The organism is Sphingobacterium sp. UBA6320, assembly GCF_002440335.1.
Classification (GTDB): Bacteria; Bacteroidota; Bacteroidia; order Sphingobacteriales; family Sphingobacteriaceae; genus Sphingobacterium.
Map to the genome: position 1 here is coordinate 92,083 of NZ_DJTA01000014.1, position 12,734 is coordinate 104,816.

Here is a 12,734-nt window from a genome sequence, read left to right on the forward strand (position 1 = left end):
TCGCCTTTTTTAGGATAAGAATATCGTGTTGATTAAGGGATGTTCAAATATTTATGTGTCTGTAGTGAGATATTCCATTTCGGATTATCTTTAACATGATCAATGATAAGCGGAGTCATTTCTGCATACTTAGACCATTCAGGTTGTAGGTATAGTTTACAATCGCTGTTGACTAGTTTTGAATGCTCCTCTGCCCATTCAAAATCACTTTTATTGAAAACGATGACTTTTAATTCGCCTGCAGCTTCTAAAACATCTTTTCTAGGGGCTTTGAATTTTTTTGGAGATAGACAGATCCAATCCCATTCACCACTGAGTGGGTAGGCTCCTGATGTTTCAATAAACGTTTGAATACCAGCTTTGTGCAATCCTTTTGTCAGATAGTCTAAATTATAGATTAAAGGTTCCCCTCCGGTAATGACAACGGTTTTCGCTGGATATTTTTTAGCATTTTCAATAATCTGGTCTGCAGTAGTCAATGGGTGTAAATTAGCATCCCAGCTTTCTTTGACATCACACCAATGACAACCGACATCACATCCTCCCAATCGAATAAAATATGCAGCTTTTCCTGTGTGAAATCCCTCTCCCTGAATTGTATAGAATTCTTCCATTAACGGAAGCAAAGTACCGTCTTCTGGAACTTGATGTGACATAGTAATGAATTTAAGATTGCAAAAATAATAAAAAAGATTGTGATATCGGGATTGTTTTCAATTCATTACTTTTAGATTAGATAGGTTTAGCACTTTGCCGATATTATTTTTAATGAGATTTTAGGTACCGGCTGCGATACAAAAAATCATTACATGTATCGTGTAGTTTTTCAATAGCTGAAGTGCATGTGCTAGGTTTGCGAAATAGTCAAAAGTATGACATTTGTACAGGAAAGTAGCTCATATCAAATCTTAATGGAGTATGGGTAAGACTTAAAAGTGTAATTATCGATTATTTTCAGTATATTTGATGGATAAGGAATCTATGAATAGATTTTAAGAGTTAAGCTTTGCAGATAGCGAACAACTTAGTATGTTGTTTATCTGTAAAGTATTGTTTTATAAATAATTACTAAAAATAATCATATTTGTTGATGATTAAAATTACATTACCTGATGGTTCCGTTCGTGAATATGAAAAAGGGACTTCAGCTGCTCAAGTAGCACTGTCAATTTCGGAAGGTCTAGCTAGAAATGTATTAGCGGCCGAAGTAAATGGAGAAATTTGGGATTCATCTCGCCCGATTGAAGAAGATGCTACCGTAAAATTGTTAACTTGGAATGATACGAATGGTAAATCTACCTTTTGGCATTCTTCAGCGCATTTATTAGCCGAAGCATTAGAAGATCTTTATCCAGGCATCAAGTTTGGTATTGGTCCTGCTATCGAAACCGGTTTTTATTATGATGTAGATTTTGGCGATCGTGAATTTTCATCGGATGATTTTAAACACATCGAAGATAAGATGTTGGAATTGGCAAAGCGTAAAGAAACTTTCGAACGCAAAGCCGTTTCAAAAGCTGATGCTGTTGCTTATTTTACTGAAAAAGGGGACGAGTACAAATTAGATCTGATCAAAGATCTTGAAGACGGAAAGATCACATTTTATACACAGGGCGAATTTACAGATTTGTGTCGTGGTCCGCATATTCCTAATACAGGATTTATCAAAGCAATCAAACTGACGAATGTAGCTGGTGCATACTGGAGAGGTGATGAGTCTCGTAAACAATTGACTCGTATTTATGGGGTTACATTTCCAAAAGCTTCTGAATTAACTGAATATTTAAAGTTTATCGAAGAGGCTAAGAAACGTGATCACCGTAAACTAGGTAAAGAATTGGAATTGTTTGCTTTTTCAGAAAAAGTTGGAGCTGGACTGCCATTGTGGTTACCAAAGGGAGCTGCTTTACGTCAGAAATTGCAAGATTTTTTGCAAAGAGCGCAATTGAAATCAGGATATGAGCCTGTTATGACTCCTCATATCGGTAACAAGCAATTGTATGTGACTTCTGGTCATTATGATAAGTATGGTGAGGATTCATTCCAACCTATTAGAACTCCAGTTGAAAATGAAGAGTTTTTCTTGAAACCGATGAACTGCCCACATCACTGTGAGATCTATAAGACAAAACCGCGTTCTTACAAGGATCTTCCTGTACGTTTTGCGGAATTTGGGACTGTATATCGATACGAACAATCTGGAGAGCTACACGGCTTGACACGTGTGCGAGGGTTTACTCAAGATGATGCGCATTTGTTTTGTCGTCCTGATCAAGTAAAAGAAGAGTTTAAAAAAGTAATCGACTTGGTCCTGTATGTTTTCAGAGCCCTAGGTTTTGAAGAGTATACGGCACAAATTTCGTTGAGAGATCCTGAAAATCGTACTAAATATATTGGTACAGATGAAAACTGGGCTTTAGCTGAAAGCGCGATTATTGAAGCTGCTGCAGAAAAGGAATTGTCTACGGTTATTGAGTATGGAGAGGCAGCTTTCTATGGTCCTAAGCTAGATTTCATGTTGAAAGATGCTTTGGGTCGTAAATGGCAGTTGGGTACCATTCAAGTGGATTATAATTTGCCTGAGCGTTTTGAATTGGAATATACAGGTTCTGATAATGCAAAACATAGACCTGTGATGATTCACCGAGCACCATTTGGTTCTATGGAGCGTTTTATCGCCGTATTGATCGAACATTGCGCGGGAGAATTTCCATTATGGCTTGCCCCAGAACAATTTATCATCTTGCCTGTATCAGAAAAATATGAAGAATATGCGAAAAATCTTTTAGAATCGCTAAATAATTCCGATATTCGCGGACTGATAGACTTGCGTGATGAAAAAGTAGGTCGCAAAATCAGAGATGCAGAAGTGAAAAAACTGCCTTACATGTTGATTGTGGGCGAGAAAGAGGCTGAGAATGGCACGATTTCTGTTCGTAAACATGGTTCAGTAGACTTGGGTTCCATGACTGCTGACGAATTTAGAGAAGTATTAATTAAAGAAATAACCGTTTAAATATTTAAACATTTGGCATTAAAAAGACCAGGTGGTCCTAGACCACCAATGAGAAAGAAAGAACCAGATCACCGCATTAATGAGCTAATCCGTGTGCCTGAGGTACGTTTGGTAGGTGACAATGTGGAAACAGGAGTATATCCTACACGTAAAGCTTTAGAGCTTGCAGATGAATTGGAACTTGATTTAGTTGAGATTTCGCCAAATGCTGTTCCGCCGGTTTGTAAAATTATCGACTACAGTAAATTTGTTTACGAGCAAAAGAAGAAACAAAAAGAAATCAAAGCTAATGCAAAGCAAACTGTTATTAAGGAAATCCGTTTTGGACCTAATACCAGCGAACATGATTTTGATTTCAAATTGAAACATGCAATTAAGTTTCTTGAAAGTGGTGAGAAAGTTCGTGCTTACGTACACTTTAAGGGTCGTGCAATTGTACACAAAGAACAAGGAGAGATCTTGTTATTGCGTTTTGCACAAGCTTTAGAAGAAGTGGGTAAAGTAGAATTGCTACCTAAATTGGAAGGAAAACGTATGTTTTTAACTTTAGCACCTAAATTGGTGGCTAAAAAATAATAAAGAAATTCTAACAGATTGATATAAAATTTAAAGTATTATGCCAAAAGTAAAAACCAATTCCAGCGCTAAAAAACGTTTTAAGCTTACTGGAACAGGTAAAATCGCAAGAAAAAACGCTTTCAAAAGCCACATCTTGACAAAAAAGAGCACAAAACGTAAACGTAACTTAACAACAACAAGTTATGTATCTGATGGCGATATGGGCAACGTTAAACGTATGCTTGCTATCGGTAAATAAGTTTTATTCGATTTAATTAATAATAATTTTTTAACCGGGTACAGGGTAGTAAGTTCATTGCAAAACATGGCGCCTTTTACCAAATAATTTTAAAAATATGCCACGTTCGGTTAACGCAGTTGCTTCGAGAAGAAGACGTAAAAAAATCCTTAAATTAGCGAAAGGCTATTATGGATCACGTAGCAAAGTATATACTATTGCTAAAAATACAGTAGAAAAAGGTTTACAGTACGCTTACCGCGACCGTAAAACCAAAAAACGCGAGTTTAGAGCTTTATGGATTCAACGTATTAACGCTGGAGCTCGTCAACAAGGTTTATCTTATTCCGTGTTGATCGGTAAATTAAACGCTAAAAATATTGGTTTAAACCGTAAGGTTTTAGCTGATTTAGCTTTAAACAACCCAGATGCTTTCAAAGCAGTTATTGACGCAGTAAAATAGAGTTTTAACCCCGAGTCAATTTGTTAGATATTGGAAAGGAACCCATCTGGGTTCCTTTTTTTTATTTTAATGTTGCAAGCTATTCATTATTTTATCATTTAATAATGAGCTGTTTTACAGTTTATTTTTTTGAACTGTTTTGAAGTTTGTAATATATTTTTATTTTTATATAAAAGAGCCGTAATTTATGAAGTTTCAAGATCTAGTAAATTTGTATGAAGAAGGGAGATATGAGGATTGTTTATCTGAATTGGAAGTGTTTCTTGTATTAAACCCTCAAGATATCCCAGCATTACTACTAAAAGCAAACGTACTTAAAGAACTTGATTATCAAATTTCAGAAGAAGACAATAATGAACTTTCATTAAATGATTTTCAAGAAGTCATCACCATTTATAAAACTATTTTAGAAATTGAACCAAACCATGAAGCTGCATTATTTGGTTTATTGGAAACGACACGATTTTTCTATAAAGATTTAGACTATGACGAGTACTCGTCGTATATCGAAAGATTGAGCGTACATGAGGACGAATTGGAAAATGTATGTCGATTCAGCGCTGATCTAAATTATCTACATGAAAAATATGCTGAATCAATTCGTAATATAAATGAATTGCTCGCCATTTATGAAGTGTTATATGCCCATGATCGTATTAGTAAATGTGCTTTGCTAACGGAAAGTGTACTTTTTAAAGCCATGATACTGCGGGAGAACCTCAATCAACATCAACAGGCATTAGCCGAATTTAAAAAATATAAACACGATATTCTATCCAATAATGTTTTGCTATACTTGGATATCGGTCAACTTGCACTGGAATATCATGATTATGAAATGATTGGTTGGGCAGGGGTGAAGGCAGTTTTATATGGAAATGAAGATCCAGAAGTAGATGCTGAAATATTTAAGTATTATGAACGGGTAATGGATTTGTTAAATGGTGGATTGGAAAATAAACAATGCATCTATTTTGCGATCATGGTACAACGCAATTTTCGTGAGGAGTTGGGACTTGATCTGTCCGACCCTCTCATCGAAGCTAAGCGTTATATCGATCTTTACCCGGACTGGTTCATTCCTTATCATTTTGCTGGAACGTATATTCTTGAAGGCGGAAACTATGATGAGGCGTTGCCTTACTTAGCGAAAGCCGTAGAATTGGAAGGCTTTTCAATTACGATCCACCGGTATATCTTGACTTACTATCACGTTCATAAAGAATTACCTGAAATTTTGAACTGGCCAGAAGATGGACCTATTGATTATTTTAATTCAGGATGTGAATTTTCAGAATTTGAAAATTCAATTGGTTCTCCAGTTCTAGATATGCCTTTATTAAATTATCGCCTACAGTTTTTTAAAAGATCGTACTTAGGATTTAAGGCGTATTTTCATGAGAATAAATTTGAAGCTAATTACTTCATCAATAGCCAACTTATGTCTATGTGTTGCAATAACTATGCGTTGGCACTCAGTAGTAAACGCAAATATGATGAGGTGATCGATATCTGTAAAGAAGGTCTTACTTATAGTCGGTTTTGGGAGCTGTACAATACTTTGGCTGATGCGTATTTTGAAAAAGGTGATTACGAAGATGCCTTGATCAATTATCATGAGTTATTGGATGAAAGTTTTAAAGAGTTTGACTTACCTAATTACCTTCGTATTTCTGCGTATGTCACCAAATGTGAATTTAAATTAGGCTATATAAAAGAAGCAGAGGAAAGGTTGAAAACCATCTCTCAGGAATATGACGAACTCATTCATTCGGCAGATTATGCCGCTTATGATGAAGAGGATCTGTTTGTGACCCGTCAGGCATATATGGAAATTCAGAATGCACGCTTTGACTTAATCAATCATAGGGGAGATTCTGAAACGTTAAAGGATTGGCAAAAAGAATTAGAAAATAAACCTGACGATGCCTCAAATTGGTATATGCTCATGCAAAATTATTTTCAGTTAGAACAGTACGATCAATGTATTGCGTGTGCTAATAATTACCAAGCAACAAAACCTATACAGGAAATGGCGCTTATCGATTATCGTAAATTGCATTATCTGAGAGGTAAATCGTACTATTTGTTGGGAAACTATGCTGCAGCTTTACAGGATCTTTTAGTCGCCTATGATTCTACTAAGTCCACTTTAGTAGAAGAAGAGTCGTATGGTGATTTTCATTTGATATTGATTCATGTTGTCCGCGCATATTTTCATTTGCGAGATTGGGAAAATGTTATTCGGATCAGTCAAGAGTCGCAAGAAATGTATGCTAATGAAAACTGGGAAGAGGATGATGACTGGATTGAAATGATGTTGATGTCTGCTGAAGCATCATTTGAGAGCAGTGATCAAGAGACTGCAAAGCAAAAGATTCAAGCCATCCTAAAGCTTTTTCCAAAACATGAAAAAGCTTTAGAAAAGAAAAAAGCTTGGGGATCTGGATGGTTGGGCTGGTTGAAAAAATAAAAACTTTATAGCCTTATTGATTGTTCTAGACACAAATATATTGTTATGATTATGATAAGAAAAAACATGATACTTGGTTTTGCTGCTATTCTATTAGCGGCCACAAGTGTAACCTACGCAGCGATCGATTCTAAACCTGTTAAGCAGGTGGATCAGGTAAAAGGAAAAGAAATTGTTATAGAAGGTAAAGGTAATAAGCGTACTATTAAAGTGACTGCGAATGATGTTGTCAAAATAGAGGGGCTGGAAAATGCAGTGACCATCGAAGGTTCTTTTGCGAAATTAGAGATAGAAGGTGCAAGTAATTCTGTAAACTTAGATCAAGTTAAAAAAGTCAGCATAGAAGGTATGGGAAATAAGGTCAATGCCAACAATGTTGATATTGTACATGTAGAGGGGACTCAAAATCATGTACATTATAAATCATCAAAAAATAAGACTGGTAAAGCGGATACAAAAATAGAAGGTGTAGATAATATGGTCATGAAGATTAAGTAATCACTTTGTACCGTACAATACTATAAAGGGACTGATTAATTTAATTGGTCCTTTTTATTTGATCCGTAAGAAAAAAAAACACGCTTTAAGCGTGCGACAAATTGTTCAATACAGGTAAGTTAATCCTCTCCTGATAATAAATCATCTCCATCAAATGTAAATTCGATTGCATCTGTGTAGCTTTCTAAAGCTGTTACTTCAAAGTCTTTAATCATTTTGTTTCATTTTTAATTACCATAAAGATAAGCTTGTATTCTTACCATACGGTAAATATGATGTGAAGTTTATGTTAAGTATTTCGAAATCGTTTTTTTGTTAATATACATGTGGTATTGAGCATGAAGTATTCAGATATATTGGTCTGTAAAGCCTCGTTTTTTAAAAGAAAAACTTATCTTAGTGCAATTACATTATGTAGGTCGTATAGTCATTTTGATACCTACTTTTTTCTTATTGATCACTAAATGAAAAAGTCTTCATGTCAAATTTAATTAATTTAAAAATTTTCAAGCAGTTTTTACAATCTAGTAATATAGGTGGTATTCTGTTATTTATCTGCGTTATTGTTTCCTTGATTGTTGCGAACACTCCACTGGCAACTTCGTTTAGTAATCTTTTAAATACAACGATCGGATTTGAGACAGAAAATATTCATTTGAACTACTCCATTCTGCTGTGGATAAACGATGGTTTGATGGCAATATTTTTTCTCTTGGTGGGTTTAGAGATCAAACGTGAATTGGTGGAAGGGGAATTATCATCTCCGAAAAAAGCTTTATTACCAATTTTAGCAGCGGTTGGTGGTGCTATTCTTCCAGCCCTCATTTATTTGTTTATTAATAAAGGTCTACCTACAGAACATGGCTGGGGAATTCCGATGGCTACCGATATTGCTTTCGCATTGGCTGTTATTACGCTATTGGGCAATCGGGTGCCAGCTAGTTTAAAGATTTTTTTGGCCGCCTTAGCTATTGTGGATGATTTATTGGCCATTTTAGTGATTGCTTTATTTTATAGTGGCGATTTACATTATAACTACTTATTTATTGCTTTAGGTATTTTCGCATTTTTATTAGGATTGAATTATTTTGGTGTCAAAAAGATTTGGGCTTACTTGATTCCTGGAGTATTTATTTGGTATTTTATTCACCATTCGGGTATACATGCAACAATTGCTGGGGTATTAGTGGCATTGACATTGCCGACAAATGCTACGGATGATGAATCGCCATTAGAAAAACTGGAACACATCCTTACTTCTCCTGTCAATTTTATTATTATCCCACTTTTTGCAATTGCAAATACCAATATCACGATTCATAGTGAAATGGTTGGAGGCTTAACTACTGCTTTGGGTATTGGTATAATAGGGGGGCTACTGGTTGGAAAATCTATTGGTATTTTAGGGATTTCTTTTATTGCTACAAAACTTAAATTATGCACCTTACCTGAAGGGGCCAACTGGAAACATATCTTTGGAGTAGGTCTACTTGGGGGAATTGGATTTACGATGTCCATCTTTGTCTCTATATTGGCGTTTACAGACCCGATGTTAATCGAAGAAGCAAAGTTTGCTGTATTGATCGGTTCTTTGTTTTCAGGAGCGATAGGCTATCTGTTTCTTGCTAGCATTGGAAACAAAAAAATGGGTTAATACTGATCATGTAGTATCCTTTTAAAAAAAAACTAAAGGAGTAATGATATATAGGGCTTATACAATACAATTGTATAGGCCCTTTTCTTTACAGAAATATTGCCTATCTAAAATAAGATTAGCTTACGAAGCTATTTTGTTTGATCTGCAAATTATAAAGAAAGTCATTTTAAGTTTATAATTTTTTGATAAAAGATAAGAGTACTTTTTAAGTGTTGAATAAGTTTATGATCTACTTTGATTTTAACAGTTTTTTAACATTAATGTGTCAACTTTTTTGAGTTATAGGGAGTTTAAATTTTTTACTGTCTTTTTCTTGTTACAAAATGTATTTGTTACAATAAGTGTATGTAGTTTTATCGCTTATGTATCAATCTGTTATGTATTTGTTTAAAAGATATTTAACAAATAATTATGAAATTTCAATCGTTTGCGTAAATTTAATTAACAACTAAACATGTAGTGCTAGGGGAGATTCTTCAAGAGGATGTAGCACTGATTAAATTACCAAATTAAACCTTTTTCACATTATGAGAAAACTACTACAGTTTCTTAACGAGGATTTTATTGAGCATAAAAAAACGATAAAATACTCTCTTTGGGCATCTACCGCACTTGTGTTGATTAGCCATCAAACCTTAGGTAACCCAATGTCCAAATTTGCTGATGCGACCTATTATGCGGTCAGTGCAAAGCCAGTACAAAAACCTATTCGAGGAAAAATTCAAGATGCAGCTACTAAAGAAGCGATCGCTGGAGCAACCATTAAAGTTGTCGGGAAAACGGCAGCCACATCATCTGATGCGGACGGTAATTTTCAGATTGATGCAGCTGTAAATGATGTATTAGAAATTACTTATGTTGGATTTTCGAAGCAGACTGTTAATGTTACTTCCACTTCATTGCCCCTTATTGTAGGCATGTTAAGTCAAAGTGATGATTTAGAGGAGGTCGTTGTAACGGGGTATAGCACGCAACGAAAAAAAGATCTAACAGGAGCTGTTTCTGTGGTCAACGTTGATCAATTGAAGAGTACGCCTGCTGCTAGTGCGGTCGAATCTTTACAAGGTCGGGCTACTGGTGTTCAGGTTGTTACAGACGGTGCGCCCGGTTCTACGCCACAGATTAAAATTCGTGGATATAGTACCATCAACAATAACGAACCGTTGTATATTATTGACGGAGTGCCTTACGAAGGTAAGCTGAGCTGGTTAAATCAAAACGATATAGAGTCTATGCAGGTGCTGAAAGATGCATCAGCGGCTTCTATCTATGGTTCTCGAGCAAATAATGGTGTTGTGATCGTAACCACAAAAATGGGGAAATCGGGTAAGCCACAAATTAATTTGGATGCCTATTATGGAGTACAAGTGCCTAATAGTAGCCGATTTCCGAAAATGTTGAGTCCGCAACAAGTTTTAGATATTGAAAATAGATTGGATGGAAAAAACAATACTTTACCAGATTATATAATTGCAGGTGCAGCACTCGGCAATGCCATTAAACCTGCTGACCTTGACATGTCAAAATATAAATACAATGCTACGAGTCGTTCTGATTTTTATCAGATCACGAAAGCAAATAAAGCAGGAACAAATTGGTTTGATGCTTTATCGCAAAATGCACCTACACAATCTTATCAATTGAGTGCTACAGGAGGTGGTGAAAGTGCTAATTATGCATTTTCAGGAGGTTATTTAAAACAAAAGGGTACCATTGTTCATACGGGTTTTGAAAAATATAATATCCGTTCTAACATGTCATTTTCTGCTTTTGATAAAAAGTTGAGATTTGGGGAAAATATACAATATTCGTTCACTGAAGGCTTTGGTATGGGGGTAAATACCAATACTGCCGGAGATTATATTGGAGAAGGTAGTGCCCTTGGTTTTGCTTATCGTATTCACAATTTGATACCGGTATATGATGAAGGTGGAAATTTTGCTGGATCGGTCGGTGGACAATATGGGAATGGGGAAAATCCTGTAGCAATAGCTTATCGTGCTAAAGATAATAAAAATAAGAGTAATCTATTTTTTGGAAATGTGTATGGTGAGTATGATCTGCTTAAGGGGTTGACCTTACGTACAAGTATGGGTATGAAGTATGAAAATTATAATACAGTTTCATATACCTACCCCAATCCAGAATTTACAGAGGGAAGCTTTAATAATGGAATGAATGAATCTTCTGGAATCAATAAAGAGTGGACTTGGACAAATACATTAAATTATAAAGCTAAATTTAATGATGACCATAACCTCAATATCTTATTGGGTACAGAGGCAATAGAGAATCGATATAGACAAATATCTGCTAGAGGAAATGGTTACTTTACAACAGCAAGTTTAGATTATTTTTACATCAATTCTGCTTCGAAGGACATTTTTGGAAACGGAGAGGGAAGTGTTGGAGCTCTATTCTCTATGTTCGGAAAAGTGGACTACTCGTATAAAGATCGTTACATTTTCAGTGGAACTGTGAGAAGAGATGGATCTTCCACTTTTGGACCTGATAATAAATATGGTGTATTTCCGGGTGTAAGTGCCGCTTGGCGCTTGTCTGAAGAAGAGTTTTTAAAAGGCTCTTCGTGGTTGAATGATCTAAAGATAAGAGCAGGATATGGCGTGACCGGAAATCAGCGCATTCCACAAAATCAATATGTGAATCGTTACAGAGTAGCAGTGAATCAATCTTCTTATCCGATCAATGGACCGCTTAGTTCGGGAGTATGGCAAAATGCATACAGTAACCCTGCTATCAAGTGGGAGCAAGTTTCTGCACTAAACCTTGGATTGGATTTTTCAATTCTGAATGGCGATCTTGATGGATCATTTGATTGGTATAATAAGAAGACTACCGATATGCTCTATCCACTTCCTTTGCCAGCAGTTGTCGCAGGTAGAGCATCTTCACCGTATGTCAATATCGGTGATATGCAAAATAAAGGAGTTGAGTTTTCACTGAATTATCACTACGGTAAGAAACAAGACAAACCTTTCACATTAGATCTGTCGGCAAATATTTCTAGAAATGTCAATAAGATCGTGTCATTGGCACCATCAATAAGCCAGCAGGTTTATGGATCATTCAGAAGTATGGAAACATCAATTTTGAAAGCTGGAGAACCATTGGGTGCGTTTTACGGATACAAAGTGGTCGGTATATATCAAGATGCTGCTGATATCGCAAGCGCTCCTTATGCTGATGGAAAGTCAAGGATAGGAGGACTTAAATATGCAGATATTAATGGAGATAAGGTCATCGATGCTAATGATAGAACGATCATCGGAAGCCCACACCCTGATTTCGTATATTCATTGAATATTAATGCTACATACAAAAACTTTGATTTAATGGCCTATTTCTATGGTTCTAAGGGAAATCAAAATTATGAAGCAACTCGTTACTTTACAGATTTTGGAGTTTTCAAAGGACAGAAAAGTGTGCGTGTTTTAGATGAGTGGAGTCCAACAAATACAGGAAGTATGATCCCTTCGCAAGTTAATGACGCCTCTCCTTATGAATATGCCTCTTCAAGTTACTATGTACAAGATGCAAGTTTTTTAAAGCTTAAGAATTTACAGATCGGTTATAATTTACCTGTTCAAAATCTATTTGGAGGAAATAGTTCGGTACGCAAATTTAGAATGTATTTTGCTGTTACGAATTTATTTACGATCACCAAATATGAAGGTTTAGATCCAGAGGTAACTGCTACTCCTTCAGATTACCCAGCATTGGGTGTTGATTTTGGAGTATATCCGCAGTCAAGACAATATATGTTAGGACTTAGTTTAGGATTCTAGGGCTTTATTAATTATTAAAATTTAA

At 35.7% G+C, this 12,734-nt stretch carries 9 protein-coding genes; 8 read left to right on the forward strand and 1 reads right to left on the reverse strand.

Annotated features, from left to right (window positions below; translation table 11 throughout):
• Window positions 1–32: 32 nt before the first annotated feature.
• Entirely contained in the window at window positions 33–656 is a 624-nt protein-coding gene (locus tag B3P23_RS08660; RefSeq protein ID WP_045754401.1) for a 7-carboxy-7-deazaguanine synthase QueE, read from the reverse strand.
• A gap of 434 nt (window positions 657–1,090) precedes the next feature.
• Here B3P23_RS08660 and thrS point away from each other — a divergent pair, with 434 nt between their 5' ends.
• The 8 genes from thrS (at window position 1,091) to B3P23_RS08700 (ending at window position 12,709) form a co-directional block, all read left to right on the forward strand.
• Window positions 1,091–3,016 carry a threonine--tRNA ligase gene (gene thrS, locus B3P23_RS08665; protein ID WP_293925382.1) on the forward strand — a complete coding sequence of 642 codons (1,926 nt, stop codon included), beginning with the start codon at window positions 1,091–1,093 and terminating at the stop codon, window positions 3,014–3,016.
• Window positions 3,017–3,028: 12 nt separating this feature from the next.
• The gene (gene infC / locus B3P23_RS08670; RefSeq protein WP_021191520.1) at window positions 3,029–3,592 is read left to right on the forward strand and encodes a translation initiation factor IF-3; all 564 of its coding nucleotides are present in this window, start codon (window positions 3,029–3,031) and stop codon (window positions 3,590–3,592) included.
• A 40-nt stretch (window positions 3,593–3,632) separates the two neighbouring features.
• Window positions 3,633–3,833: a 50S ribosomal protein L35 gene (rpmI, locus tag B3P23_RS08675; RefSeq protein WP_021191519.1), complete on the forward strand. Its 201-nt coding sequence runs from the start codon at window positions 3,633–3,635 to the stop codon at window positions 3,831–3,833.
• A gap of 97 nt (window positions 3,834–3,930) precedes the next feature.
• On the forward strand, window positions 3,931–4,275 hold the full coding sequence (gene rplT / locus B3P23_RS08680) for a 50S ribosomal protein L20 (RefSeq protein ID WP_021191518.1): 345 nt from the start codon (window positions 3,931–3,933) through the stop codon (window positions 4,273–4,275).
• Between the two features lie 187 nt (window positions 4,276–4,462).
• Window positions 4,463–6,748 carry a tetratricopeptide repeat protein gene (locus B3P23_RS08685; protein ID WP_293925383.1) on the forward strand — a complete coding sequence of 762 codons (2,286 nt, stop codon included), beginning with the start codon at window positions 4,463–4,465 and terminating at the stop codon, window positions 6,746–6,748.
• Window positions 6,749–6,799: 51 nt separating this feature from the next.
• The gene (locus tag B3P23_RS08690; RefSeq protein WP_293925384.1) at window positions 6,800–7,246 is read left to right on the forward strand and encodes a DUF3060 domain-containing protein; all 447 of its coding nucleotides are present in this window, start codon (window positions 6,800–6,802) and stop codon (window positions 7,244–7,246) included.
• 478 nt (window positions 7,247–7,724) lie between these two features.
• Window positions 7,725–8,900, forward strand: a complete 1,176-nt coding sequence (gene nhaA / locus B3P23_RS08695; protein ID WP_248754293.1) for a Na+/H+ antiporter NhaA — start codon at window positions 7,725–7,727, stop codon at window positions 8,898–8,900.
• A 530-nt stretch (window positions 8,901–9,430) separates the two neighbouring features.
• Window positions 9,431–12,709 (forward strand): SusC/RagA family TonB-linked outer membrane protein, encoded by a 3,279-nt coding sequence (locus B3P23_RS08700; RefSeq protein WP_293925385.1) that lies wholly within the window; start codon window positions 9,431–9,433, stop codon window positions 12,707–12,709.
• Window positions 12,710–12,734: the final 25 nt, after the last annotated feature.

What these genes read in the sequence shown, in the direction of transcription:
- B3P23_RS08660 (WP_045754401.1), bottom strand. Translation starts at nt 656, where the DNA reads ATGTCACATCAAGTTCCAGAAGACGGTACTTTGCTTCCGTTAATGGAA.
- thrS (WP_293925382.1), top strand. Translation starts at nt 1,091, where the DNA reads ATGATTAAAATTACATTACCTGATGGTTCCGTTCGTGAATATGAAAAA.
- rpmI (WP_021191519.1), top strand. Translation starts at nt 3,633, where the DNA reads ATGCCAAAAGTAAAAACCAATTCCAGCGCTAAAAAACGTTTTAAGCTT.
- rplT (WP_021191518.1), top strand. Translation starts at nt 3,931, where the DNA reads ATGCCACGTTCGGTTAACGCAGTTGCTTCGAGAAGAAGACGTAAAAAA.
- B3P23_RS08685 (WP_293925383.1), top strand. Translation starts at nt 4,463, where the DNA reads ATGAAGTTTCAAGATCTAGTAAATTTGTATGAAGAAGGGAGATATGAG.
- B3P23_RS08690 (WP_293925384.1), top strand. Translation starts at nt 6,800, where the DNA reads ATGATAAGAAAAAACATGATACTTGGTTTTGCTGCTATTCTATTAGCG.
- nhaA (WP_248754293.1), top strand. Translation starts at nt 7,725, where the DNA reads ATGTCAAATTTAATTAATTTAAAAATTTTCAAGCAGTTTTTACAATCT.
- B3P23_RS08700 (WP_293925385.1), top strand. Translation starts at nt 9,431, where the DNA reads ATGAGAAAACTACTACAGTTTCTTAACGAGGATTTTATTGAGCATAAA.